Annotated in this window: 31 protein-coding genes and 1 pseudogene; 10 read left to right on the forward strand and 22 right to left on the reverse strand. The window is 69.3% G+C overall.

Features of this window, described 5'->3' with window-relative positions:
* Positions 1 to 16: 16 nt before the first annotated feature.
* Positions 17 to 670 carry an endonuclease III gene (nth, locus tag BLW17_RS08530; protein WP_036733419.1) on the reverse strand — a complete coding sequence of 218 codons (654 nt, stop codon included), beginning with the start codon at positions 668 to 670 and terminating at the stop codon, positions 17 to 19.
* A 312-nt stretch (positions 671 to 982) separates the two neighbouring features.
* Between nth and BLW17_RS08535 the strand changes: the two genes are divergently transcribed.
* On the forward strand, positions 983 to 1,642 hold the full coding sequence (locus BLW17_RS08535) for a YiaD family glycine zipper/OmpA-like lipoprotein (protein WP_036733393.1): 660 nt from the start codon (positions 983 to 985) through the stop codon (positions 1,640 to 1,642).
* A 96-nt stretch (positions 1,643 to 1,738) separates the two neighbouring features.
* On the opposite strand, the gene BLW17_RS08540 is transcribed toward BLW17_RS08535, so the two are convergent.
* From BLW17_RS08540 to BLW17_RS08560, 5 genes are all read right to left on the reverse strand, one after another.
* Positions 1,739 to 2,308, reverse strand: a complete 570-nt coding sequence (locus BLW17_RS08540) for a F0F1 ATP synthase subunit B (RefSeq protein WP_036733395.1) — start codon at positions 2,306 to 2,308, stop codon at positions 1,739 to 1,741.
* Positions 2,305 to 2,874: a F0F1 ATP synthase subunit B' gene (locus BLW17_RS18525; RefSeq protein ID WP_052171778.1), complete on the reverse strand. Its 570-nt coding sequence runs from the start codon at positions 2,872 to 2,874 to the stop codon at positions 2,305 to 2,307. The genes BLW17_RS08540 and BLW17_RS18525 overlap by 4 nt, the downstream gene beginning before the upstream one ends.
* A 407-nt stretch (positions 2,875 to 3,281) precedes the next feature.
* Positions 3,282 to 3,524, reverse strand: a complete 243-nt coding sequence (locus BLW17_RS08550; protein WP_036702121.1) for a F0F1 ATP synthase subunit C — start codon at positions 3,522 to 3,524, stop codon at positions 3,282 to 3,284.
* Between the two features lie 50 nt (positions 3,525 to 3,574).
* Positions 3,575 to 4,330, reverse strand: coding sequence for a F0F1 ATP synthase subunit A (locus BLW17_RS08555; protein ID WP_036733398.1), 756 nt, complete (start codon positions 4,328 to 4,330; stop codon positions 3,575 to 3,577).
* A gap of 2 nt (positions 4,331 to 4,332) precedes the next feature.
* On the reverse strand, positions 4,333 to 4,707 hold the full coding sequence (locus BLW17_RS08560; RefSeq protein WP_052171774.1) for an AtpZ/AtpI family protein: 375 nt from the start codon (positions 4,705 to 4,707) through the stop codon (positions 4,333 to 4,335).
* 173 nt (positions 4,708 to 4,880) lie between these two features.
* Here BLW17_RS08560 and BLW17_RS08565 point away from each other — a divergent pair, with 173 nt between their 5' ends.
* Positions 4,881 to 5,225, forward strand: coding sequence for an ArsR/SmtB family transcription factor (locus BLW17_RS08565; RefSeq protein ID WP_036702125.1), 345 nt, complete (start codon positions 4,881 to 4,883; stop codon positions 5,223 to 5,225).
* A gap of 67 nt (positions 5,226 to 5,292) precedes the next feature.
* Here BLW17_RS08565 and BLW17_RS08570 read toward each other — a convergent pair whose 3' ends face one another.
* The 15 genes from BLW17_RS08570 to BLW17_RS08640 form a co-directional block, all read right to left on the reverse strand.
* The gene (locus BLW17_RS08570) at positions 5,293 to 5,517 is read right to left on the reverse strand and encodes a hypothetical protein (protein ID WP_036702128.1); all 225 of its coding nucleotides are present in this window, start codon (positions 5,515 to 5,517) and stop codon (positions 5,293 to 5,295) included.
* A gap of 175 nt (positions 5,518 to 5,692) precedes the next feature.
* The gene (locus tag BLW17_RS08575) at positions 5,693 to 6,472 is read right to left on the reverse strand and encodes a succinate dehydrogenase iron-sulfur subunit (protein ID WP_036702131.1); all 780 of its coding nucleotides are present in this window, start codon (positions 6,470 to 6,472) and stop codon (positions 5,693 to 5,695) included.
* Positions 6,473 to 6,483: 11 nt separating this feature from the next.
* On the reverse strand, positions 6,484 to 7,635 hold the full coding sequence (locus BLW17_RS08580) for a glycosyltransferase family 2 protein (protein WP_052176372.1): 1,152 nt from the start codon (positions 7,633 to 7,635) through the stop codon (positions 6,484 to 6,486).
* 87 nt (positions 7,636 to 7,722) lie between these two features.
* Positions 7,723 to 8,454, reverse strand: a complete 732-nt coding sequence (locus tag BLW17_RS08585; protein ID WP_036733407.1) for a hypothetical protein — start codon at positions 8,452 to 8,454, stop codon at positions 7,723 to 7,725.
* Between the two features lie 5 nt (positions 8,455 to 8,459).
* Positions 8,460 to 8,780, reverse strand: a complete 321-nt coding sequence (locus tag BLW17_RS08590; RefSeq protein ID WP_036733410.1) for a hypothetical protein — start codon at positions 8,778 to 8,780, stop codon at positions 8,460 to 8,462.
* Between the two features lie 2 nt (positions 8,781 to 8,782).
* Positions 8,783 to 9,187 (reverse strand): hypothetical protein, encoded by a 405-nt coding sequence (locus tag BLW17_RS08595; RefSeq protein WP_036702140.1) that lies wholly within the window; start codon positions 9,185 to 9,187, stop codon positions 8,783 to 8,785.
* Complete coding sequence (gene sdhA / locus BLW17_RS08600) at positions 9,187 to 10,989, reverse strand: succinate dehydrogenase flavoprotein subunit (RefSeq protein WP_036702142.1); 1,803 nt, start codon at positions 10,987 to 10,989, stop codon at positions 9,187 to 9,189. Before sdhA ends, BLW17_RS08595 begins: the two co-directional genes overlap by 1 nt.
* An 11-nt stretch (positions 10,990 to 11,000) precedes the next feature.
* Positions 11,001 to 11,417 (reverse strand): succinate dehydrogenase, hydrophobic membrane anchor protein, encoded by a 417-nt coding sequence (locus tag BLW17_RS08605; RefSeq protein WP_052174844.1) that lies wholly within the window; start codon positions 11,415 to 11,417, stop codon positions 11,001 to 11,003.
* A 13-nt stretch (positions 11,418 to 11,430) separates the two neighbouring features.
* A complete protein-coding gene (gene sdhC / locus BLW17_RS08610) occupies positions 11,431 to 11,820 on the reverse strand; it encodes a succinate dehydrogenase, cytochrome b556 subunit (protein WP_036707824.1) in 390 nt (129 codons plus the stop codon).
* A 168-nt stretch (positions 11,821 to 11,988) separates the two neighbouring features.
* Positions 11,989 to 12,882: an endonuclease/exonuclease/phosphatase family protein gene (locus tag BLW17_RS08615; protein ID WP_074826429.1), complete on the reverse strand. Its 894-nt coding sequence runs from the start codon at positions 12,880 to 12,882 to the stop codon at positions 11,989 to 11,991.
* On the reverse strand, positions 12,879 to 13,490 hold the full coding sequence (locus tag BLW17_RS08620) for a hypothetical protein (protein ID WP_036736563.1): 612 nt from the start codon (positions 13,488 to 13,490) through the stop codon (positions 12,879 to 12,881). The genes BLW17_RS08615 and BLW17_RS08620 overlap by 4 nt, the downstream gene beginning before the upstream one ends.
* Positions 13,487 to 14,524, reverse strand: a complete 1,038-nt coding sequence (locus BLW17_RS08625) for a MaoC family dehydratase (protein ID WP_036736560.1) — start codon at positions 14,522 to 14,524, stop codon at positions 13,487 to 13,489. Before BLW17_RS08625 ends, BLW17_RS08620 begins: the two co-directional genes overlap by 4 nt.
* Positions 14,521 to 14,727: a DUF1737 domain-containing protein gene (locus BLW17_RS08630; RefSeq protein ID WP_036709912.1), complete on the reverse strand. Its 207-nt coding sequence runs from the start codon at positions 14,725 to 14,727 to the stop codon at positions 14,521 to 14,523. Before BLW17_RS08630 ends, BLW17_RS08625 begins: the two co-directional genes overlap by 4 nt.
* 1 nt (position 14,728) lies before the next feature.
* Positions 14,729 to 15,280: an NnrU family protein gene (locus BLW17_RS08635; protein ID WP_036736558.1), complete on the reverse strand. Its 552-nt coding sequence runs from the start codon at positions 15,278 to 15,280 to the stop codon at positions 14,729 to 14,731.
* Between the two features lie 52 nt (positions 15,281 to 15,332).
* Positions 15,333 to 16,172, reverse strand: coding sequence for an HpcH/HpaI aldolase/citrate lyase family protein (locus tag BLW17_RS08640; RefSeq protein WP_036736555.1), 840 nt, complete (start codon positions 16,170 to 16,172; stop codon positions 15,333 to 15,335).
* 270 nt (positions 16,173 to 16,442) lie between these two features.
* Between BLW17_RS08640 and BLW17_RS08645 the strand changes: the two genes are divergently transcribed.
* Positions 16,443 to 16,997, forward strand: a complete 555-nt coding sequence (locus BLW17_RS08645; RefSeq protein ID WP_074826432.1) for a YciE/YciF ferroxidase family protein — start codon at positions 16,443 to 16,445, stop codon at positions 16,995 to 16,997.
* Positions 16,998 to 17,058: 61 nt separating this feature from the next.
* On the opposite strand, the gene BLW17_RS08650 is transcribed toward BLW17_RS08645, so the two are convergent.
* Positions 17,059 to 17,808: a sulfite exporter TauE/SafE family protein gene (locus BLW17_RS08650; RefSeq protein ID WP_036736553.1), complete on the reverse strand. Its 750-nt coding sequence runs from the start codon at positions 17,806 to 17,808 to the stop codon at positions 17,059 to 17,061.
* 171 nt (positions 17,809 to 17,979) lie between these two features.
* Between BLW17_RS08650 and mdh the strand changes: the two genes are divergently transcribed.
* The 7 genes and pseudogenes from mdh to BLW17_RS08685 all read left to right on the forward strand — a co-directional run bounded on the left by mdh (position 17,980) and on the right by BLW17_RS08685 (position 24,326).
* Positions 17,980 to 18,942, forward strand: coding sequence for a malate dehydrogenase (gene mdh / locus BLW17_RS08655; protein WP_036709917.1), 963 nt, complete (start codon positions 17,980 to 17,982; stop codon positions 18,940 to 18,942).
* A 167-nt stretch (positions 18,943 to 19,109) separates the two neighbouring features.
* Positions 19,110 to 19,394: pseudogene (locus BLW17_RS18945) on the forward strand (hypothetical protein); the annotation flags it as partial.
* Positions 19,395 to 19,509: 115 nt separating this feature from the next.
* Complete coding sequence (locus BLW17_RS18800; RefSeq protein WP_052176276.1) at positions 19,510 to 21,033, forward strand: calcium-binding protein; 1,524 nt, start codon at positions 19,510 to 19,512, stop codon at positions 21,031 to 21,033.
* Between the two features lie 158 nt (positions 21,034 to 21,191).
* On the forward strand, positions 21,192 to 22,385 hold the full coding sequence (sucC, locus tag BLW17_RS08670) for an ADP-forming succinate--CoA ligase subunit beta (RefSeq protein WP_036732142.1): 1,194 nt from the start codon (positions 21,192 to 21,194) through the stop codon (positions 22,383 to 22,385).
* Between the two features lie 5 nt (positions 22,386 to 22,390).
* Entirely contained in the window at positions 22,391 to 22,879 is a 489-nt protein-coding gene (locus tag BLW17_RS08675; RefSeq protein WP_211656932.1) for a hypothetical protein, read from the forward strand.
* Between the two features lie 9 nt (positions 22,880 to 22,888).
* A complete protein-coding gene (gene sucD / locus BLW17_RS08680; protein ID WP_036732138.1) occupies positions 22,889 to 23,773 on the forward strand; it encodes a succinate--CoA ligase subunit alpha in 885 nt (294 codons plus the stop codon).
* A gap of 172 nt (positions 23,774 to 23,945) precedes the next feature.
* Positions 23,946 to 24,326: a hypothetical protein gene (locus BLW17_RS08685; protein WP_036732135.1), complete on the forward strand. Its 381-nt coding sequence runs from the start codon at positions 23,946 to 23,948 to the stop codon at positions 24,324 to 24,326.
* Positions 24,327 to 24,354: the final 28 nt, after the last annotated feature.

The following is a 24,354-nucleotide window of genomic DNA, read 5'->3' on the forward strand; positions in this document are numbered from 1 at the left end:
GGGGCCCGGCAAGGGCTCACGCGGGGTCGGTGGTCTTGGGCTCGTAGGGGCAGAGATCGGCGATCGGGCAGATCGTGCAGCGCGGCCGCCGGGCCTGGCAGATGTGGCGCCCGTGCAGGATCAGCCAGTGGTGGGCGCTCTGCTGGTAGGGGGCGGGCACGTTGTCCTCGATCGCGCGCTCGACCTCGGCCTCGTCGCGGCCCGGCGCGATATGGGTGCGGTTCGAGACGCGGAAGATATGCGTGTCCACCGCCTGCGCGGGCAGGCCCCAGATGCAGTTCAGCACCACGTTGGCGGTCTTGCGCCCCACCCCCGGCAGCGCCATCAGCGCCGCGCGGGACGAGGGCACCTCGCCCCCGTGCCGCTCGATCAGCAGCTGCGAGAGGGCGACGGCATTGCGCGCCTTCTGCCGGTAGAGGCCGATGGTGCGGATCTGCGCCTCGACCCCCTCGACCCCCAGCGCCACCATCGCCTGCGGCGTTGGCGCGGCGGCGAACAGGCCGGGCGTCGCCTTGTTCACCCCCGCATCCGTCGCCTGCGCCGACAGCGCCACGGCGATCAGCAGGGTGAAGGCGTCGGTATAATCGAGTTCGGTCACCGGGTCCGGGTTCGCGGCCGCAAACCGGGCGAAGACCTCGACCTGCCGGGCATAGGGCAGCGGCGCGGGCAGCCGCCCGGTGGGCGCGTGCCGGGCCGCGCCGCGGCGGGATCGGGCGGGATCGAGAGCCATGCCCGCGGTGATGCCGCGGTCGCGCTCAGGACGCAAGCGCCGTGCCGCGGGCGGAGCCCTGCAGGTCACACCCGCGATCACGCCCCCTCGCGCGGGCGTGGTGGATTTTGGACGACAGGTCAGGGACTTCCGGCCCGCGGCCTTGCGCCATGATGGAACCGGCGCGATACACCCCCCGTTTCTCGGCTGACCGGTGCCGGGGTGCGTCCTGCGCCCGGGCTCTGCCACGGCCAAACAGCGAAAGGATAGGACATGACTGTTCGCGTGACCCTGATCGCCGCCACTGCCGCGCTGACCGCGCTGGCGGGCTGCGCCACCGACCCCTACGGGCAGCCGACCCAGATGAACCGCGCCCAGCAGGGCGTGCTCGCCGGGGCCGCCGCCGGCGCGCTGTACGGCGCGGTTCGGGACGACGACAAGAACAACCGTAGCAGCGACATCATCAAGGGCGCCATCGTCGGCGGTGCAGCGGGCGGCCTCGTCGGCTCGGCGCTCGACGCGCAGGCCCGCGCGCTGCAGGGCACCATGACCACGCCGGGCGTGCAGGTCGTCAACACCGGGCAGACGCTGAACGTCACCCTGCCCGAGGGCGTGCTGTTCGCCACCGACAGCGCCGCCGTCTCGGGCCCGGCGCAGAACGACCTCTATGCGCTGGCGCGGAACCTGCAGCAGTACCCCAACTCGACCGTGCGGGTCATCGGCCACACCGACTCGACCGGCCGCGCGGCCTACAACATGCAGCTGTCGCAGCGCCGCGCCCAGTCGGTGGCGGGCATCCTGACCGCCGGCGGCGTCGCCGCGGGCCGGATCGCCACCGTCGGCATGGGCCAGACCCAGCCGGTCGCGTCGAACGACACCACCGCGGGCCGGGCGCAGAACCGCCGGGTCGAGATCGTCATCCGCCCGAACTGATCCGGGCGCCAACATGACAAAGGAAAACCCCCGGTCGCGACACCGGGGGTTTTCTCTGTCCCTCGCTCTTGACGGCGATCGGATCGGTCTCGGCGGTCAGTTCAGGTGACGCGCCACGTCGTCGATGGCCCGGTCGATCCCGGCGGCGCGATCCTGCGCCCCCATCTGCCGGCCGAGGATGTCGGTCGCCGCAGCCACGGCCACCTGCACGGCACGGTCGCGGACGGCGCGCACGGCGTCGTTCTCGGCCGAGGCGATCTGGTCCTGCGCGGCGGCGAGCCGACGCTCGATCGAGCGCTGCAGGTCCAGCTTGGCCTTTTCGGCCTGCGCCATCGCCTCGCGCTTTGCGTTGGCCACGATGTCCGCGGCCTGGCCCTTCACCTCACGCTGGCGACGCTCGTAGCCGGCGTAGATGTCCTGGGCCTCGTCGCGCAGGCGACGCGCCTCGGCGATGTCGGCCTTGATCGTCTCGGCCCGCTTGTCGAGCAGCTTGGCGACCGCCGACGGCACCCGGAAGTAGAGCAGGATGCCGACGAAGACGAGGAACGCCAGCAGCACGATGAAGTCGGTGTTGCGCAGCGAGAAGAACGGCCCCGAGGCGGCGAGCGCCGGACCGGCGCTCAGCCCGGCGGCGGCAGCGGCGGCCATAGCGATACGGGCGATCATTGCACGGCTCCGTTGATGCGGGCGTCCACGGCGGCGTTGACCGCGGCGGTGTCCGGGGTGGCGCCGAAGGCACGGACCAGCTCGGCCGCCACGTCCTGGGCGACGCTGCGGGCGTCGTTGGCGGCGGACTGGCGGATCTCGCCGATGCGACGCTCGGATTCGACGGTGCGGGCCGAAATCTCGGCGTCGGCCTTGGCGATGGCGGCCTTGAGCTCGGCGTCGATCTCGGCCTTGTTGGCGGCGACGATCTTGCCGGCCTCGGCACGGGCGTCGGCCAGCGCCTTGTCATAGGCGGCCTCGGCGTCGCGGGCCTTGCGCTTGAAGTCCTCGGCCGCGGCGAGATCGGCGTTCATCAGCCCCTGACGGTCGCCGATGATGCGCCCGATCCGCGGGATCGCGACGCGCGACAGGATCAGGTAGATCAGAACCAGCGCGACGAGCAGCCAGAAGATCTGGTTGCCGAAGGTCGCAAAGTCGAGCTGCGGCATCCCGGCCGAGGCGGCCGCGTCATGCCCGCCCGCGCCGACCGCATGGGCCGCGTCAGTGCCGGGGACGGCGTGGGTCACGACCGCGGTGTGGCCACCGGGGGTGGTCACGACCTCGGCCGGGGCGACCGGCAGGTGACCGGCGCCCGGCTGGGCCACGGCCGGCGCGTGCTCGGCACCGGTCGCGTTCGGCACCACGATGGCGTCGGTCGCGTGGGTCTGCGCCGCGGGCGAGGCCGCCGCCGCAGGGGGAATGGCGTCCGGCGCAGGCGTCACGGTGACGGCCGGCGCAGGGGTGGTCGTCACCGCGGGCGCGGTGGCGGAAGGCGTCGCGTCACCGAGCGGGACGGTGATCGTCGTGGTGGTCTGTCCGACCGCGGCGGGGGCGGTCTGCTGCAAAAGGCTGATCATGTCCTGTCCCTGGCCGAGCGGTTGGCAATCGGGTGGGGGTCAATGCCCCCACCCAAAAGCAAGGAGTCGTGCCGGGATCAGGCTGCGAACAGCAGCAGCAGGGCGACCAGGAACGAGAAGATGCCCAGCGCTTCCGCAAAGGCCATGCCGATGAACAGCGTGGCGGTCTGCGAGGCAGCGGCCGAGGGGTTGCGCAGCGCGCCCGACAGGTAGTTGCCGGCGACGTTGCCCACGCCCATCGCGGCGCCCGCCATGCCGATGCAGGCGAGGCCCGCGCCCAGGTATTTGCCCAGTTCGGCGTAGGTGGCGACGTTTTCCATGGTATGCTCCTTGAGGCTTTGGAAAGGGTGGAGGGGTTGTCCCGCCGGCGTCAGTGCGCCGGGTGCAGCGCGTCCTTGAGGTACACGCAGGTCAGGATGGTGAAGACATAGGCCTGGATCACGCAGACCAGCACCTCGAGCCCGTACATCCCCACGATGGCGAGGATCGAGATCGGGGCGATCGCGAGGACCGCGGCGAAGGCGGCGAACACCTTGATCACGGCGTGGCCGGCCATGATGTTGCCCGCAAGTCGGATCGAGTGGCTGACGGGGCGGACGAAGTACGAGATCAGCTCGATGATCGCCAGCACCGGGCGCAGCGCAAGCGGCGCCGACTTGACCCAGAACAGTTCGAGGAAATGCGCGCCGTTCTTGACGAAGCCGAGGATCGTCACGCCGAGGAACACGAACAGCGCCAGCACCGCCGTCACCGCGATGTGCGAGGTGGTCGAGAACGACTTGGGCAGCAGGCCCAGCAGGTTGGCGAAGAGGATGAAGCAGAACAGCGTGAAGACATACGGGAAGTACTTCAGCCCGTCCTTGCCGGTCACGTCCTCGACCATCTTGTGGACCATGCCGTAGGTCAGCTCGGCCATCGACTGCACGCGGGTCGGGATCAGCGCCCGCCCCGAGGTGCCCGCGACGAACAGCACCCAGATCACCAGCACCGCCAGCATCAGCCACAGGGTCACGTTGGTGGGGGTGTACCAGTGCACCGGCCCGTCACCGAACAGCGGCCGGACGATGAACTGGTCCATCGGGTGAAAGACCAGCCCGGTGGTTTCGCCATGCGCTTCTGTCGCCACGCTCAGTCCCTTTCGTCCTCGTCCGGACCCTCGTCCGGTGCCCTCGTGCCTGTGGCCGGCGGCGGCGCCCCCATCTCGGCGGCTGTCCGCAGCATCGTCCTGACCCCGGCCGCAAAGCCGAGGAAAATGAAGATCACCAGCATGATCGGCGTGGTGCCGAGCAGCCAGTCGAGCCCGTAACCGACGCCGAAGCCGATCACCAGCCCCGCCACAAGCTCGACCACCATGCGCCATGCCTGGTTGGCCTGGTGGAACTTGTCGGCGCCCGGAGTCTCGGGCCGGCGGTCGCGGCCGAGATGCTCGAGCCGCTCCTCCAGTGCCCGAAGGCGGTCCGCATCGCGGCGCGAGGGGCCGTGGTGGCCCGGCTGATCCGCCATCGGAACGCTCCCCGAAAGTTGAGGTGCTGATAGGGAACCGCCACGCGTGAGTCAACCGGATGCTGCGGTGCCGCAAGTGTTTGATATAACTAGAAACGCGCGCGCGTCTGGTCGCAGTTGCAGCGGCGCGGCGGGCGGTCCATCATTCAACCGAAACGTTGAATCTGGACGCGATGGCCCCCCGCTACGACCTTGACGCGATCTTCGCCGCCCTCGCCGATCCGACCCGGCGGGCGATCCTGTCGATGCTGCTCGAGGATGACATGGCGGTGACGGACGTGGCCGCCCCGTTCGGCATAAGCCTCGCGGCGATTTCCAAACATCTCGCCACGCTGGCCGCGGCCGGGCTGATCGCGCAGGAACGGCGGGGCCGGATCACCTGGTGCAAGCTCGACCCCGAGGGGATGCGCGCGGCCTCGGTGTGGATGCGCTGCTTTGGCCAGCTCGACCCGGTGGACCTCGACGACTTCGAGCGCTTCCTCGCCGCGGAGCTGGCCGCGGGCCTGTCCGACGACTGACCGCTGGAATGGCAAAGGGCGGGACAGGTTGCCCTGCCCCGCCCGGTCCTGTCGGCTGATCGGAAGATCAGGCCGCGGCGTCGTCGTAGCCGAAGTCCACGACGTCGGTCAGCGGCTCCTGATCGTGATAGGCGTACATCTGGTCCAGCACCGCCAACGCGCGGCGGTTCGGCAGATGGCGCACGGGCGCGGGCTGGGCCACCGGCGCGGCCTTGATGGCGTGGTCGGCCAGCAGGTCCATCATCGAGTCGGGGCGGTCGGCGAAGTCTTGGTCGAAGGTCGGGCGGGTCATGGGCGTGGTCCGTTGCAAGAATACCAGTCTCCCCACGGCCAAGATAATGCCGCGCTGCGGCAAAAACGAGAGTGCAGACGCAGCGTCACCCCTGTCCCTTTCGGCAGGGCGGACAGGGAACGGCCGCCCGCCGGGTCTCCGGGGGCGGCCGCGAGGCGGTGCGCTGAGGGTCCGGTCAGACCATGCGATCGACCATCAGGTGCTTGATCTCGGCGATCGCCTTCGCGGGATTCAGCCCCTTCGGGCACGTATTGGTGCAGTTCATGATCGTGTGGCAGCGATAGACCTTGAACGGGTCCTCGAGCTCGTCGAGCCGCTGCCCCGTCGCCTCGTCGCGCGAGTCGATGATCCAGCGATAGGCGGTCAGCAGCGCCGCCGGACCCATGAAACGGTCGGCGTTCCACCAGTAGCTCGGGCAGGCGGTCGAGCACGAGGCGCAGAGGATGCACTCGTAGAGCCCGTCGAGCTTCTTGCGGTCCTCGATCGACTGCCGCCACTCCTTGTTGGGGGCGGGCGTGTCGGTCATCAGATAGGGGTGCACCGCGGCGTGCTGGGCGTAGAAATGCGTCAGGTCCGGGATCAGGTCCTTGACCACCGCCATGTGCGGCAGCGGGTAGATGTTCACGTCGCCCGCGATCTCGTCCATGCCGTAGATGCAGGCGAGGTGGTTGCCGCCGTCGATGTTCATCGCGCAGGACCCACAGATCCCCTCGCGGCACGAGCGGCGGAAGGTCAGGGTCGGGTCGATCTCGTTCTTGATCTTGATCAGCGCATCGAGAACCATCGGCCCGCATTTGTCGAGGTCGATCCAGTAGGTGTCGAGCCGCGGGTTCTCGCCCGAGTCAGGGTCGTAGCGGTAGATGTTGAAGCGGCGCAGCCGGGTCGCGCCCTCGGGCTTGGGCCACGTCTTGCCGACCTTGATGCGGCTGTTCTTGGGCAGGGTCAGCTGGACCATGGGGCTTCCTTTCAGGTGGCGGAACGAGGCACGGCGGCCTCGGGGAGGGGTTCGCCGGTGAGTGCGGCGAATTCTTCGGGCGGGATGGCGGCGATCATCGCGGCGGTGCGATGGAGGGCTTCGGCCTCGGCCTCGGCAACACCGGGCAGCGCGCGCAGCCGGGCCATCTCGGCGGTGGTCGCTGCCTCGTGGCGCAGGATCGAGGTTTCCTCGACGTCGTTGCGGTTGTAGCGGCGATAGAACTGATTGGTCTGCCGCCAGCGAAGCTGACCGGCCGGCGAGAAACGGTCGGCCCCGTCGCCCCGGCGACGCTTGAGCAGGAAGTGCTCGGGCGAACGGACGCAGTAATGGTTGATCTGGGCGAGTTTGAAACCAGCTTCATCTGCAGGCACTAGGCAGGTTTTCCAGTAGTCGTCTCCTGACAACCAGCGACGGTTCACCTCACTATCACGGATAGGCTTGCCGCTTCCGGAAAGCGCCTTGCCAGGGTCAAAGATGTTTCCGCGCGCAACCCTCGGCCTATGCAAGCCACGCTCTGCAAACCCCGCAAATGGCGTGCCCCAGCGAAACAAGGTCTTGACGTTATGGTTAATAGGAGACGACCGACGCGATGCCGGCGCGGCAGAATGCGAGATAAAGCGAAGAGGCGCGTCCGGATCGCACACGGAGCCGAACACCCTCCAGTTAATCAAAAGCGCGACAGCGTCACCAATCCTGTCGATCAGGTCGCCGACCATGCCTGAACCCACGCGCACGTTCAGGAACTCGTCCGCGTCCAGCCAGATCGTCCAGACGCCGTCAGGGATCAACCCGCGCGCGTTGGCAATCCGCGCCGCGTTGCCCTGCGCCGAGACCCCGTTCGGGGGGGTGTGAAAGTGAAATTCGACCTCGCCGGCCGCGGCGAGCGCCTCGAGCAGCGCCTCGGTGCCGTCATCCGAGGCGTTGGCGAAGACAATGATCCGCGTGAACCCGATGACCTTGTGGTAGGCGATCCACTCGATGAGGAACGGCGCCTCGTTGCGCACGGCGGTGAAAAGCACCGTCGGCGACGCGCCGGTTGCCGGCGCGCCTGCCGCCTGAGGGACGGAGGCGGGCCCATGCGAGGCGTCTGCGGTGGGCGCCGAGACGCCGACCGGTCCGGGGGAAAGGGGTGCCGTCACCATCGCGGCTCCTCCCCGGCGGGCACGGTCGCAGCAGCCTGTAAGACGCAGATTTGGAGAAGGGCGCGCAGCATCATCGTCTTCCGCACCTCAGGGCGTCACGGCGCGATAGCTGTCGAAGGGCTGGTTGGCATGGGGCCATTGGCCGGCAAAGGCCGCCAGCTTGCGGCGCACTTCAGGGGGGTTCTTGCGGTTGACCGTCTTGAACAGCGAGGTGTTCCAAAGGTTCTTGGGAAGATCATTCGTAAGCCAGTTTTCCGCACGCGGCAGCGCCCACGGAAGGATGCCATTGCTGTTCAGCCAGTGGCCATAGCCGTAATCCACAAAGCCGGCGCTGTCCTCGACGGCCTCAAGCGGGGCGATGCAGTCACCGCGCGCGAACAACGTGCCCGTGCCGAGGCAAGTGGCACCCGTTACCACCTCATGCTGCTCGGTAAAGCGCCGCACATCCCAATAGCGGCGTCCCGACGCGATGTCGTGGATAAGAAACAGTGCGAAGTAGCCGAAGACATGGCGGCCGAGGTCCAGCCCCTCGACCCGCGCCAGCGTGGAGGCCACGTAATCCTGCGGATAGCCGATGTCGTCGTCGATCAGGAACACCAGGTCGTCCGGGTCGGGGGCAAACCAGAATTTGCCCGCGTCCTTCACGTCGCGGTCGGGGATCACGGCGGTGACCCGTGGTTCCTTCGCGAGGTAGCGCGGCACCGCGTCATATTCGTTGAGCACCACAAACAGATGGTCCACCTGCGGCAGAATTGCCTCGACCACGCGCCGCAGGATGCGGCGGCGGGGCGGGAATGTCGCAAGATGGGCGCGGATCATCGGGCCTAGCCCCTCCACCCCGGCTGGTCGTAGAGCGGGCGGGTCGGCATCTGGCCGGACTGGCGCATCACGCAGCGGTTGAACGCATCCGCCGGATCGCGCCCCATCACATAATCCGACGACACCGAGAGCGAGATCCCGGTGTGCGGCCGCACGCGGTGGCCGTCGGTCGCCACGCCGACGCTGATCTCGCCCCGCGGGCCCTTGGCGGCGCGCGCGGAGTCGAGGCAGTTGCGCTCGGCCTGCTGCACCGGCACCGGGCCGCACCCGGCCAGCACCAGCGTCAGGCCCAGGGCCGCCGCTCCGATGCGCTGCGCGCCGCCCATGGTCAGGCCAGCGCCCCGGCGCGGGCGATGCACTGCGCGGTTGCGGGCTTCTTGACGATCGCGGCCATCGCGTCGTTGGCGCGCGGGGTGCCGGCGCCGGCCAGCAGCTCGGACTGCTCGGCCATCGTCGCGTTGGCGATCACGCAATCGGCCATCGGCCCGACGTTGCGGCCGGGATAGCGGCGGGCCAGCTCGGCCGAGACGACCTGCCGGGCCGAGCCTGCGTCCACGGTCCGCACCGGCGGGGTCACGACCACGGGCTGGTTCGGGCGCGGGGTCACCACGACCGGCGCAGTCGGCGCGGGCGTCACCGTCACCGGCGGCGGGGCCGTCGGCGCCGGCACGGCCATCACGCAGCCCGACAGGGCCACGGCCATCCCCAGCGCGGGGAGAAGGGAGAGACGCATCAATATACCCTCGCTTTCGGAGCAATCTTCTTGGGGTCGATCCCGCCATCCTCGAGCGCCGTCAGCGGCTCGAGATGGACGGGGCGATAGGCGAGTTTGACCTCATTTCCATCGATCCACGCAAGCGAATGCTTGCGCCAGTTGGCGTCATCCCGCTCGGGGTAGTCCTCGTGCGCGTGGGCGCCGCGGCTCTCCTTGCGCGCCTCGGCCGCGACGATGGTGGCTAGCGCGTTGGGCATGAGGTTGGTCAGCTCCAGCGTCTCCATCAGGTCGCTGTTCCAGATCAGGCTGCGGTCGGTGACCTTGAGGTCGTCCATCTGGCCGGCGATCTCGCGCATCTTCTCGACGCCTTCGGCCAGCGTCTTGTCGGTGCGGAACACCGCCGCGTCGGCCTGCATCGTGCGCTGCATCCGGTCGCGCAGCACCGCGGTCGGCGTGCCGCCCGAGGCATGGCGCAGCGCGTCGAAGCGGCCGAGCGCGCGGTCCACCTCGGCCTGGTTGGTGCCGGGGATCGAGCTGGCGCGATCGATCACCTGCCCCGCGCGGATCGCCGCGGCGCGGCCGAACACCACAAGGTCGATGAGCGAGTTCGACCCCAGCCGGTTGGCGCCGTGGACCGAGGCGCAGCCGGCCTCGCCCACCGCCATCAGGCCCGGGAACACCCGGTCGGGATCGCCCTGCTCGGGGGCCAGCACCTCGCCCCAGAAGTTCGTCGGGATGCCGCCCATGTTGTAGTGGACCGTGGGCAGGATCGGGATCGGCTCCTTGGTCACGTCGACGCCGGCGAAGATCTTGGCGCTTTCGCTGATCCCCGGCAGGCGCTCGTGCAGCGCCTCGGGCGGCAGGTGCTGCAGGTTCAGGTGCATGTGGTCCTTGCCCGCCCCCACGCCGCGGCCTTCGCGGATCTCGATGGTGATGCAGCGGCTGACCACGTCACGGCTGGCGAGGTCCTTGTAGGTGGGCGCATAGCGCTCCATGAAGCGCTCGCCTTCCGAGTTGGTCAGATAGCCGCCCTCGCCGCGCGCGCCCTCGGTGATCAGGCAGCCCGAGCCGTAGATGCCGGTCGGGTGGAACTGCACGAACTCCATGTCCTGCAGCGGCAGGCCGGCGCGCGCGACCATCCCGCCGCCGTCGCCGGTGCAGGTGTGGGCCGAGGTGGCGCTGAAATAGGCGCGCCCGTAGCCGCCGGTCGCCAGCACCACCATCTTGGCGTTGAAGACGTGGATGGTGCCGTCGTCGAGCTTCCAGCACACGACGCCGGTGCAGCGGCCGTCGGTGATGATCAGGTCGAGGGCGAAGTACTCGATGAAGAACTCGGCCTTTTCCTTGAGGCTCTGGCCGTAGAGCGTGTGCAGGATCGCGTGGCCGGTGCGGTCGGCCGCGGCGCAGGTGCGCTGCACGGGCGGGCCCTCGCCGAACTCGGTCGTGTGGCCGCCGAACGGGCGCTGGTAGATCTTGCCCTCTTCGGTGCGGCTGAACGGCACGCCGTAGTGTTCCAGCTCATAGACGGCCTTGGGCGCCTCACGCGCGAGGTATTCCATCGCGTCGGTGTCGCCCAGCCAGTCCGAGCCCTTGACGGTGTCGTAGAGGTGCCACTGCCAGTTGTCGGGTCCCATGTTCGAGAGCGAGGCGGCGATGCCGCCCTGCGCCGCCACGGTGTGGCTGCGGGTCGGGAACACCTTGGTCACGCAGGCGGTGCGGAAGCCCTGCTCGGCCATGCCGAGCGTGGCGCGCAAGCCCGCCCCGCCGGCGCCCACCACCACCACGTCATAATCGTGAATCTGGGTTTGATATGCGGACATCAGCGCGACCTTCAGTGAACGACGATGGTGGTGACCGGCGCCACCATGGGAGAGAACGCCATCCGCGCCAGCGCATAGACGGCGGCGGCGATGACGGCCCAGCCCAGAAGCTGGGCGACGATCAGCGCGACCTTGCGCTCGGTGTGATCGAGGTAGTCGTCGATCATGATCCGGGTGCCGTTGACGTAGTGCAGCATCCCCACGATCAGGAACAGCGCCGTCACGATGGCCGGATAGGGGCGCGAGAAATACGCCACCACGCCGCCGTGCGGCAGGCCGATGGCGGTGGCGATGACGAAGATGAAGGCCGGCGTCAGCAGCATCAGGGCGACCGAGCTGACGGTCATCGACCAGTGATGGGCGGTGGCCGAGCCGGGGCCGGCGGCGCCGAGGCCGCGGGCTGCCTTGCGGGGGGTCACGAAACGCATGGTGGCTGTCCCCTCAGAACACGAACAGGATGAGCGTCAGGACCGTGAGCACCACGGAACCGACGATGATGAACCAACTGACCTGGTGGGCGTCCTGCCGGTTGAGCAGCAGCCCCGCGTCATAGAAGAAGTGCCGGATGCCGGCGAGGAAGTGGTACCACAGCGCCCAGAGCGAGCCGAGCAGCACCAGATACCCCAGCCACGACCGCACCACCCAGTCGGCCTGCGCGAAGGCGCGCGGCCCGGCGGCGGCCGCGACCAGCCACCAGACGATGAGCAGCAGCCCCGCCAGCATGACCTGCCCGGTGATGCGGGTCATGATCGAGGTGATCGCCGCCATCGGCAGGCGATAGACGCTCAGATGCGGGGAAAGCGGGCGGTTGCCGCGCGGAATGTCACCCATGTGCGCTCCTGTGACGAAAGGCGGCGCGCCCGGTCAGGCTGGCGCGCGGCTGGCGTGAGGTTGAGGCGTTCTGGCCCCCCCTCTGGCACGAGTCACGCAATTCTTCCAGACTCCGCGTGCGCGCCGCGATGTTAGCGCCCGCTGTGATCACGCGGGCGTGGCGTGTGATCACAAGCCTTGCTGCAACTGCACAACCGCCCGCTGCCCGCGGTGGTCCGAGCCGAGCAGCGGCCGCATCGCGGTGGCGGCGGCGGCGCCTTCGGGGACGAGCACGTGGTCGATGGTGATCGGCAGCAACCCCTTGAGATAGAACGACGGCCGCAGCGGCCCGGCGCGGCGTGTGCCGGTCGCCTCGGCCACCCGGCGCACGGTCTGCGAGCCGGGCACCGCGTTGAAGTCTCCGCCCACGATCACCGGCCGGGGCAAGTCCGCGAGCCGCGGCAGGATCCGCTCGAGATGCCCGCGCAGGCCGAAGGGCCACGGCCAGTGCAGGTGCAGCGAGACCACCGTGACCGGCCCGGCCGGCGACAGGATGCGCGCCGCCACCATGCCGGGGGCCACGTCGCAGACCTCGCCCCCCTCGAAGGGCCAGCGCGAGAGTACCGCCACCGCGCCCACGGGATGGGGGGCGCAGACGGCCTGGTGCGGATAGGCGTCGGCAAGCGCCGCCGCCACGCGCAGGTTGCGGTCGCTTACCTCCTGCAGCAGCGCGACGTCGGCGCCGCTCGCGCGGATGTCGGCGGCGATCGGGGCCGGGTCGGCGAGGGTGAAGCGCAGGTTCTTCTGATAGACGACCAGCGCCGGCGGGGCGTCGGGCACCGGCAGCGGCCGCGCCGCCCACAGCATCGGCGCCAGCGCCAGCGCCCCTGCCCCGGCGGCAAGCCAGCCCGCCCGCCCCCGCAACGCGAGCCCCACGACGAGCAGCACCCCCGCCAGCAGCGGCCGCCCGACCGCGAGCGAGTCGCCCAGCGGGTGCAGCGGCCCGGCGTAGGTGGCGGCGAGCAAAGCGAGACCCAGCAGCAGCAACCCGGCGGCGATGCCTCTCCAGCCCGGCGTCCTCATCCCGGCAGCACGAACCACGGGATGACCATGTTGATCTCGTACCGGGTCAGGCTGCGCGGCACCCACGCAAACCTTGCCATCCGGCCGATCATCTGGGGCGGGCCGGCGAGTGCCTCGGCGCGGTGATAACCGGTGCGGTCGACATAGTCGTCCCACAGGACCGTGAGCGGGGCGGTCGCGTTCAGCACCGTCGCGGCGAAACAGGCGAGCCGGAAGCGGCCGTCGATGAAGACGAGGTCCGGCGGTTCGCTTGCCGGATCGAGGCCCGGCGCGGGGTCGACCCACGGTGACAGCGGGTAGCCGGGATAGTGCCGAAAGCCCGACGAGTCCTTCGGCATCCCCCAGCTTCGCACCGGGCCGATGTCGATGTGGCGCAGCGTGATGCCTTCGCGCCGGCCGCCGGCCGCGTCAAGCCAGCCCTCGAGCCGCGCAACCCACGCCCCGTCGCTCTCGATCCCGAGCATCGTGGCGCGCGTCTCGGTCGCGGCAAAGAGCGTCGAGCCGCCGGTCCCGTACTCGATGATCCGGTCGGCCGACCGATAGGCGGCCCGCACCGCCGCGGCCTCGGCCTCGGGCATGTGCAGGCCGGGGGCCTCGCCCGTCGTCACTGGGGTATCAGCGCCCAGTAATCGAGATCGAGCAGCACGTGCGGCGCGTATTTCCCGTCCGCCCCCTTCAGCGTGTTGTCACCCGGCGCGCCCTTGTGCGCGACCAGCCTCAGCCGCAGCGCGCCGACGCCGGGCACCGAGGTCTCGGCGCGGTCGAGCACCTCGGACCAGGCCCGCACCGTGTCGCCGGCAAAGCACGGGTTCGCGTGCGCGCCGCCGTTCAGCGCCACGATCATCTGCGCGTTGGCCAGCCCGTTGAAGCTGAGCGCCCGCGCCAAGCTGATGACGTGCCCGCCATAGATCAGCCGGCGTCCGTCCTCGCGGAAGGTGGCGTCGAAATGCACCTTGGCGGTGTTCTGCCAGAGACGGGTGGCGAGCATGTGCTCTGCCTCTTCAACCGTGACCGCATCGACGTGGTCGATGACCTCGCCCACGGCATAGTCGCCCCAGCGGTGCGGCTCACCGGCGAGGGTGAAGTCGTAGCCCTCGAAGCTCAGCCCCTCGGGGATCACCAGCGCGCCGGGGTCCACCACGGCGGCGAGGTCGGGCACCACGGTCTCGCACGCCGGGGCGGCATTGTCGCGCTTGCGGACCATGACCCAGCGCACATAGCTCAGCACCGGCTGGTCGGTCTGGTCATAGCCCGTGGTCCGCACCCAGACGACGCCCGAGGTGCCGTTCGAGTTCGGCCGAAGACCGATCACCTCGGATTCCGCCCTGAGCGTGTCGCCGGCATAGACCGGCTTCAGCCAGCGCCCCTCGGCATAGCCGAGGTTCGCCACCGCGTTCAGGCTGATGTCGGGCACGGTCTTGCCGAAGACCGTGTGGAACACGATCAGATCGTCGAGCGGGCTGCCCTCGAGCCCACAGTCGGCCGCGAACATGTCCGAGGAGTAGAGCGCCCCCCGCGCCGGATAGAGCGCGTGGTAAAGCGCCCGCTCGCCCTCGGCGATGGTGCGGGGGACCGCGTGGCGGATCACCTCGCCCACGCGGTAGTCCTCGAAGAAGCGGCCGGGATTGGTCTTGGTCGTCATTGCTCGCCCAGTTTCATGTCGGGGGTATAGTCGGCCGCGACCTCCTTGGTCACGGCCTGCGCACAGCGCATCACGCCGCGCGCGCTGTCGAACGCGATGCTGGGTGAGCCGTGCAGCACCCAGCCGCGGCTGAGCGCGAGGCTGACCTTGTGGCAGAAGGCGGCGGTGTCGTCCTCGGTCAGCAGGCGGTAGATCACGGGCATCTCAGGCTCCGAACGGGTTGGGGCCGATCCAGCCGTGGATGAGGCCGACGACCAGGTAGACGACCAGCGTTGCGGCGGCGGTCGTCCACTCCTTGCGGATCGGGATGGGGTGGGCGGGCGGTGTCCAGTGCGGCGCGGTGCGGTTGATGATGACGATCTCGACCAGCGCCCAGACCAGCAGCCCGCCGAACAGCACCATCGACGGCAGGTCGCCGTTGGTCAGCAGATGCGCGACCGCCCAGAGCGAAAAGCCGATGAGCTGCGGGTGCCGCATCCGCACCCCAAGCCTCGACTTGGCCCCCGAGGCCGCGAACAGGTAGAATGCCACCAGCACCAGCAGGTTATTGATGCCCTTGAGCATCGGCGTCGCGGCCCACCAGATCACCTGGTCGGCGGCGCGGTAGCCGATCACCATCAGCACGATGGACAGGACCAGCATCCCCGCCACCATCGGCTTTTCCGACCCGCCCATGGCGCGGTGGAAGCCCGGGAACACGCGCTTGGCGAGATGGGCAAAGGACCACAGCAGGACGCCCAGAACCAGCAGGACCATCGTTCACCTCTTTCTCGTGTGGTTTCGCGCGCAGGTCGGGGGCACCCTGCCCTCAGCCGGCCATCGCCGCAATCGCCTCGGCCCGGGCGAGGGTCTTCTTCGCCGTCTCGACGTGCAGGTTCTCGACGATCCGCCCGTCCACCACGGCCACGGCCTTGCCCTCGGCGAGCGCGGCCTTGAACGCCTCGATCTGGCGGCGGGCGAGCGCCACCTCTTCCTCGGCGGGGGCAAAGGCGGCGTTGGCGATCTCGAGCTGGGCGGGGTGGATCAGGGTCTTGCCGTCAAAGCCCATGTCGCGGCCCTGTTCGCATTCGGCCCTGAGCCCGTCCTCGTCCTTGAAGGCGTTGAACACCCCGTCGACGATCACGCGGCCATGCGCCCGGGCCGCCAGCAGGCAGAGCCCGAGCCCGGTCTGCATCGCCAGCCGGTCGGGCCGGTTGCGACTGCCGAGTTCCTTGGCGAGGTCATTGGTGCCCATCACCATCCCCTCGAGCCGGGGATGGGCGGCGATGGCGGCGGCGTTGAGCATCCCGAGCGCGGTTTCCATCATTGCCCACAGCGGCGTGTCGCCGGTCAGCGCCGCCACCGCGTCGAGGTCGGCGGGGGTCGAGACCTTGGGCACCAGCACCGCATCGGCGCCGGTGGCGAAGGCTGCGGCATCCTCGCGCCCCCATTCGGTGTCGAGCCCGTTGATCCGCACGATCCGCGCGCGGGGGCCGTAGTCCTCGGCCAGCGCCGCCTTGAGCGTGGCGCGGGCGGCGGGCTTTTCGGCCGGGGCGACGGCATCCTCGAGGTCGAAGATGATCGCGTCGGCGGCCAGCCCGCGGGCCTTCTCCAGCGCCCGCGCGTTCGAGCCGGGGATGTAGAGGACCGAGCGGTAGGGGCGCGACATGGGACGACCTTTCATGGATGCAGACGCAGCAATGTTGCGCCTGAGTGCCCGTTTCCGCAGCTTTCTGCAACCCCGAACCGGCCCGCGCCCGCCCCCGTGACGCCGCGCCGCGGCATCGCCCTGCTGCTTTCCGCGCCACTGGTGACCCGGCGCGCGCGTCGGGGCGAAAAAGGGCGTCGTCATTTGCTTGTCGGCGCAACCAACCGGTCCGGGTCCGTGTTCCCCGGTGCGCCCGCTGCCCGGCGCCCACCCCACGGACGGAGAGAAACGATGGCAACCAAACAGAAAGGTCTCGAGGACCTGCTGATCCACGGCCTCAAGGACATGTATTACGCCGAAGGCAAGATCCAGAAGGCGCTGCCGAAGATGATCGAGGCGGCCTCGGACGAGGCGCTGCGCGACGCACTCGAGAACCACCTCGCCGAGACCGGCGAGCAGATCACTAAGCTCGAATCCGCCTTCGAGGCGATGGGCCAGGCCGCCAAGGGCGAGAAATGCGACGCCATCGAGGGCATCCTCAAGGAAGGCGATTCGCTGCTGTCGGATTTCGGCGGCACGCCCTCGGGCGATGCGGCGATCATCTTTTCCTGCCAGGCGGTCGAGCACTACGAGATCGCCCGCTACGGCAGCCTGCGCGCCTATGCCGAGCTGCTGGGCCATGACGAGGTGGCGAGCCTGCTCGAAGAGATCCTCGAGCAGGAGGAGGCCGCCGACGACACGCTGAGCGAGATTGCCGAGGACACCGCCAACCCCGCCGCGGCCGGCGACACCGCCGATGCGCGCGACGAGGACGACTCGGACGAGGACGAGGACGACGACGCCTGAACGTCCGCCTGCGCGACAGGACGGACACGACCGGGGCGGCGCCCAGCCGCCCCGGTCTTTTTCATCCGCGGAACACGTCCGCGATGAGCTTGAGCGACACCGCCAGCAGCGCCCAGGTGATGAAGCGGTAGAAGAACGCCTGCGGCACCCGCCGCACCAGCCAGACACCGGCAAAGACGCTGGCCGCCGCGATCGGGATCATCACCGCGGCCTTGCCGAGATTGGCCGCGCCGAGTTGCCCCAGCGCCGCATAGGGCACCAGTTTCACCGCATTCACGACGGCGAAGAAGACGGTGTTCGTCCCGGCATAGGTCTCTTTGCCCAGCCGCAACGGCTGGACGTAGATCTGGTAGGGCGGTGCGCCCGAGTGGCTGACGAAGCTCGTGTAGCCGGTGACCATACCCCAGCCGGTGCCGCGGCCCCAGTCGGCCTTCCCCGGCGCCCCGTCCTCTGGCGGCGGCCTGAGCAGCGTGAGCAGGGCGAAGGACGCCCCGATGAACCCGACGAGGCCGCCGATCACCGCGTCGTCCACCATCGAGGCCGTGGCCCAGCCCAGCCCCACGCCGAGGATCGCCCCCGGGAGAAGCCGCACCACGACCCGCCGGTCGTAGTGGCGGCGATAGGCGATCAGCCCGAAGACGTCCGAGATGACATAGATCGGCAGCAGGATGCCCGCCGCCTGCACCGGCGACATGACCAGCGACAGGATCGGCACCGCCAGCATGGCGACCATCGCCAGCCCGCCCTTGGCCAGCCCGACCAGCGCCGAGGCCAGCGCCAGCAGCCCCCATCCCAGCGCCGTCAGCTCCACCCCGCGCCCCTCTGCGGCCTGCGCGCCCCTCGGTTGTCCCGCGTCCTCACCCTGCCCCGCCCCCCGCATCTTTTAGCGCAAACAGCGCCCCCGCCGCCCGGTCTGGTCCCTTGCGCGGCCCTGGGCAAGGGTCTAGTCCCGGCGCCAACCATCAACCCTACGGAGGACTCCATGGCTCGTCCCAAGATCGCCCTCATCGGCGCCGGCCAGATCGGCGGCACGCTGGCCCACCTCGCCGCCATCAAGGAGCTTGGCGACGTCGTGCTGTTCGACATCGCCGAAGGCACCCCGCAGGGCAAGGCGCTCGACATCGCGGAATCGGGTCCGTCCGAGGGCTTCGACGGATCGTTCAAGGGCACCAACGACTACGCCGACATCGCCGGCGCCGACGTCTGCATCGTGACCGCCGGCGTGCCGCGCAAGCCCGGCATGAGCCGCGACGACCTGCTGGGGATCAACCTCAAGGTCATGAAGTCGGTGGGCGAGGGCATCAAGGCGCACGCGCCGAACGCCTTCGTCATCTGCATCACCAACCCGCTGGACGCGATGGTCTGGGCGCTGCGCGAGTTCTCGGGCCTGCCGGCCGAGAAGGTCGTGGGCATGGCCGGCGTGCTCGACTCTGCCCGCTTCCGCCACTTCCTCGCCGAGGAGTTCGGCGTCTCGATGCGTGACGTGACCGCTTTCGTGCTGGGTGGCCACGGCGACACGATGGTGCCGCTGACCCGCTATTCGACCGTCGCCGGCATCCCGCTGCCGGACCTGGTCAAGATGGGCTGGACCACGCAGGACAAGCTTGACCAGATCGTCCAGCGCACCCGCGACGGCGGCGCCGAGATCGTGGCGCTGCTCAAGACCGGCTCGGCCTTCTACGCCCCGGCGACCTCGGCGATCGAGATGGCCGAGGCCTATCTGCGCGACCAGAAGCGCGTCCTGCCCTGCGCGGCCTACGTCAAGGGCGCCTATGGCCTGGACGGGATGTATGTCGGCGTGCCGACCGTGATCGGCGCCGGCGGCATCGAGAAGGTCATCGAGATCGAGATGAACGACGACGAGCAGGCGATGATGCAGAAGTCGATCGACGCCGTGAAGGGCCTCGTCGAGGCCTGCAAGGGCATCGACAGCTCGCTGGCCTGAGGGCCGGACCGAGACGCGAGAGGGGGGCGGCCGGGGGGCCGCCCTTCTCTTTTGCGACGTTTCGCAGACAAACTTAACAATTGACCGACGAGGCGTTTGGTCGCACCTCTTTTCGCAGTCCTCGGCCCGCGGCGGCAGTCCGGGCCCTCAGCGGAAAGAAAGGTCCCATGCCAGATATTCCCGGCAACACCTCGACCACCTCGGTCATCACCGGCACCGGCGCGTTCACCTCGGCGCTCGAGACTTCGGGCGACAGCGACTGGTGGCGGGTCACGCTGGTCGCCGGCCGCACCTATGACTTCACCTTCTCGGGTGACGGCAGCGCGACCAGCCTTGACGACGCCAATTTCTACATCCTCGACTCGCTCGGGGCGACGCTTGACTCGGGCTACACCTACAGCGGCGGCCCGGTCGTCCTGTCGCTCACGGCGGCGACCTCGGGGACCTATTACATCGCCGTCAGCGACGGCAGGTCGGACAGCCAGCCCGAGGGCAACTATGTCATCCGCGCGCGGATGAACGACCTGCTGCCGAACGACAACTCGACCACCGGGGTGGGTCAACGGCATGACCTCCGGGGCGCTCGAGACCTCGGGCGACGCCGACCGCTACAAGGTCATGCTGACGGCGGGGCAGCGGGTGGACTTCACCCTCTCGGGCGACGGCAGCGCGACCAGCCTCGACGACGCCAATTTCCTGCTGCTCGACCAGTATGGCAACGTCGTGGCCTCGAACTACACCTACAGCGGCGGGCCGATCTGGGTCGCGGCGACGGCGAGCTATACCGGCGCCTATTATCTCGTCGTCGCGGACGGCAGCTCGGACAGCGCCGCCGAAGGCAGCTTCCGCATCGACGCGCGGCTGACCGACCGGGTGCTGGCCGACACCTCGACCACCAGCAGCCTGCGCGACGGGACCTCGATCGCGGGCCAGATCGACGCACGCGGCGACGCCGACTGGACGCGGTTCGACGCCGTCGCCGGGACCACCTACACCTTCACCCTGAGCGGCGATGGCTCGGCCAATGCGCTGGGCAGCAAGGAGCTGGTCCTGCGCGACGCCAGCGGCAACGCGATCAAGTACGACTACACCTACGGGACCGGCTCGGTCACGATCGAGTGGAAGGCGACGAGCTCGGGTCCGGTCTATCTCGACTCGCATTCCAACTCGTCCACCTCGGGCTGGGGCGGCTACACGCTCTCGGTCGTGTCGGATGCGCCGGTGCTGACCGGGACCGCGGGCCACGACCGGCTGACCGCCGGGTCGAACGACAACCGGGTGATCGGGCTGGCCGGCAACGACACGCTCGACGGCGGGGCGGGGAACGACACGCTCGTCGGGGGTCAGGGCAATGACAGCCTGATCGGCGGCGCGGGGATCGACACGGCGGACTACACGGGCAGCCTGCCGGCGCGCGTCTATCTGGGCATCACCGGGCCGCAGAACACCTGGCAGGGCGCCGACGTGCTCTCGGGGATCGAGAACCTGCTCGGCGGCTCGGGCAACGACCGTTTCTTCGGCAGCACCGTCGGCAACGTCCTCAACGGCGGGGCGGGCAACGATCAGCTTTACGGCGGGGGCGGCAACGACACGCTGATCGGCGGGGCCGGCAACGACTTCTTCCACGGCGGCGCCGACGCGGACGTGATCCTGTTCGATGGCAGCGCGGCGGTCGACGTGGACATCGTGCGGACCACGGCCACCGGCCAGGGCACCGACACGCTCGGCGGGGTCGAGAACATCACCGGCGGCAGCGGCAGCGACATCATCCGCGGCAATGCCGCGGCGAACGTGCTGAACGGCGCGGTTGGCAACGACACGCTCGTCGGGCGCGGCGGCAGCGATGTGCTGACCGGGGGCAGCGGCACCGACCGCTTCGTCTTCGCCAACTGGGACGGCAACGACCGGGTCACCGACTTCCAGAACGGCCTCGACCGGATTGAGATCGGCGGGCCGACCACCGGCTTCCGCGACCTCGCGGTCTACAACAGCGCCGAGGGCGCGGTGATCAGCTGGGGCGGAGGCACGACCATCACCCTCGTCGGGATCGACCGCAGCATGGTGGACGCGAGCGACTTCATCTTCACCTGACGCCGGCCCCCGAGTCGCCGATGTGATCACACGTTTCGGACGTGTGATCACATCACTCGCGTTTGGCGGGATGATGCCGCTAACGCCCCTCACCCCCCTTGATTCCGCCGCCCGATCTGCCAGAGCGGGCGGTGACATTTTCCCCTGCGAGGTCCGTGATGAACATCCACGAATACCAGGCCAAGGCGCTGCTCAAGGACTACGGCGTGCCCGTGTCGGACGGCCGCGTGGTGCTGAAGGCCGACGAGGCCAAGCGTGCGGCGAGCGAACTGGACGGCCCGCTGTGGGTCGTCAAGTCCCAGATCCACGCCGGCGGCCGCGGCAAGGGCAAGTTCAAGGAAGCCGAGGCCGGCGACAAGGGCGGCGTGCGGCTGGCCAAGTCGGTCGAGGAAGCCGAGGAGCTGGCCCGCCAGATGCTGGGCCGCACCCTCGTCACCCACCAGACCGGCCCGGCCGGCAAGCAGGTGAACCGCATCTACATCGAGGACGGCAGCGACATCGCGCGCGAGCTTTACCTCGCGCTGCTGGTCGATCGCGGCACCTCGCGGGTGTCGTTCGTCGCCTCGACCGAGGGCGGCATGGACATCGAGGAGGTCGCGGCCTCCACCCCCGAGAAGATCGTCTCGTTCAGCGTCGATCCGGCCTCGGGCCTGTCGGACTTCCACGGCCGCCGCGTGGCCTTCGCGCTGGGTCTGGAAGGCCAGCAGGTCAAGCAGTGCGTCAAGCTGGTCAAGGACCTCTATCGTCTCTTCGTCCAGAAGGACATGGAGATGCTGGAGATCAACCCGCTGATCGTCACCACCGAGGGCAACATCAAGGCGCTGGACGCCAAGATGGGCTTCGACAACAACGCGCTGTATCGCCACGCCGACATCATGGCGCTGCGCGACGAGACCGAGGAAGACCCCAAGGAGCTGGCGGCTTCGAAGTTCGACCTGAACTACATCGCGCTGGACGGCGAGATCGGCTGCATGGTGAACGGCGCGGGCCTTGCCATGGCCACGATGGACATCATCAAGCTGTATGGCGCCGAGCCCGCGAACTTCCTCGACGTGGGTGGCGGGGCGACCAAGGAAAAGGTCACCGAGGCGTTCAAGATCATCACCTCGGACCCGAACGTGAAGGGCATCCTGGTCAACATCTTCGGCGGCATCATGCGCTGCGACATCATCGCCGAGGGCATCATCGCCGCGGTGAAGGAAGTCGGCCTCAAGGTGCCGCTGGTCGTGCGGCTTGAAGGGACGAACGTGGACCTGGGCAAGAAGATCATCAACGAGAGCGGTCTGGACGTGATCGCCGCCGATGACCTGTCGGACGCCGCGCAGAAGATCGTCAAGGCGGTGAAGGGCTGATGCGGGTGCGGGCCGCTCTCGCCGGGCTGGCGCTCGCCGTCGCTGCGGCTTCGGCTGCGGTGGCGGCCCCGCCCAGCAAGGCCGAGATGCTGGCAGCCGCCAGCGAGGCGGCCGGCGTCTGCGCGCAGACCATGCCGAACACCCGCGCCACGGCCGATGCGCTCAAGTCCCGCGGCTTCCGCATGGAGGAAGCCGACGGGACGGCGCGCATCTACACCAAGTTCAGCCCGCGGGTGGTGGTTCTCTTCACCACCGTGGGCAGCGACAAGGACGCCTGCGCCATTCTCGTGAGCCAGATGACCCCCGCCGAGGCGCGTCAGCTCGTCCAGCCCTGGATCGACAACAGCAAGGCTGTGCAGGTCGAACAGGCCAGGGACCGCAGCCGCTGGCGGGGGGTCTACAAGGGCACGCCGATCATCATCGGCACCATCAATCACATCGATCTGGGCATTGTCCGCGGCGCTGCAGTCGTCGCCGGCGCGCCCAAACGCTAGGAGCCTCACATGGCCATTCTCGTCGACAAGTCCACCAAGGTCATCACCCAGGGCATCACCGGCTCGCAGGGGACCTTCCACACCGAGCAGGCGATCGCGTACGGCACGCAGATGGTCGGCGGCGTCACCCCCGGCAAGGGCGGCACCACGCACCTGAACCTGCCGGTGTTCGACTCGGTCCACGAGGCCGTCGAAAAGACCGGCGCCAACGCCTCCGTGATCTATGTCCCGCCGCCCTTCGCGGCCGACTCGATCCTCGAGGCCATCGACGCCGAGATCCCGCTGATCGTCTGCATCACCGAGGGCATCCCGGTGCTCGACATGATGAAGGTCAAGCGCGCCCTCGAAGGGTCGCAGTCGCGGCTGATCGGGCCGAACTGCCCCGGCATCATGACCCCCGACGAATGCAAGATCGGCATCATGCCCGGCTCGATCTTCCAGCGCGGCCGCGTGGGCGTCGTCTCGCGCTCGGGCACGCTGACCTATGAGGCGGTCAAGCAGACCTCGGACGTGGGCCTTGGCCAGTCCTCGGCGGTCGGCATCGGCGGCGACCCGATCAAGGGGATGGAGCACATCGACGTGCTCGAGATGTTCCTGGCCGACGACGAGACCGACGCGATCATCATGATCGGCGAGATCGGCGGCGCGGCCGAGGAAGAGGCGGCGCAGTTCCTCGCCGACGAGAAGAAGCGCGGCCGCTGGAAGCCGACCGCCGGCTTCATCGCCGGCCGCACCGCCCCCCCCGGCCGCCGCATGGGCCACGCCGGCGCCATCGTCTCGGGCGGCAAGGGTGACGCGGAATCGAAGATCAACGCCATGAAAGAGGCGGGGATCGTGGTCGCCGACAGCCCCGCCCACCTGGGCGAGGCGGTGATGAAGGCGATGGGCAAGTAACGCCTGTTGGAGAATGCGCCGCCCCTCCCTACGTAGGGGCGGAGCCACCCCGGAGGAGCCCCATGGGCACGCACCCGCCCGCGCCATCCAGCCCGCGGCCCCGCGCCCGGCCCGCAGCGCCGGCAACCTGCGGCGCGCCCCTTCGGCCCTGCCACCCGTTCGAGGTCTGACCATGAGCCGCCTGCCCGCCCTCCGCCTCGCTGCCCGCCGCCTTGCCGCGCCTTGTTTCGCCGGCCTCGCCGCGCTCGCGCTCGGCGGCTGCATGGAGGGCGCGCAGAGCCAGCGCTCGGTCCCCTCGATCAGCATCGACGGCGCGCCGGTCGCCAGCGTCCGCGACACCGGGCTGCCCGCCAGCGCGCTGGTCAGCCTCGGGGCGGTCGACGACAAGGTGACCGTCTTCTTTCGCCAGTCCGCGGTCACCCCGGCCCAGCTCAAGGCCGCGCCGGCCCGCATCTGCGCCGGCAAGGGCGTCCGCTCGTCGCAGGTCCGCGACCCCGAACACCCCCGCACCCTGCCCGGGGTCAAGATCCTCGTTGTCCGTTGCGCGGCCTGAGCCGGCCCTTTCCCCTCTCGTGAGGTCA

This window comes from Paracoccus sanguinis (assembly GCF_900106665.1).
GTDB lineage: Bacteria > Pseudomonadota > Alphaproteobacteria > Rhodobacterales > Rhodobacteraceae > Paracoccus > Paracoccus panacisoli.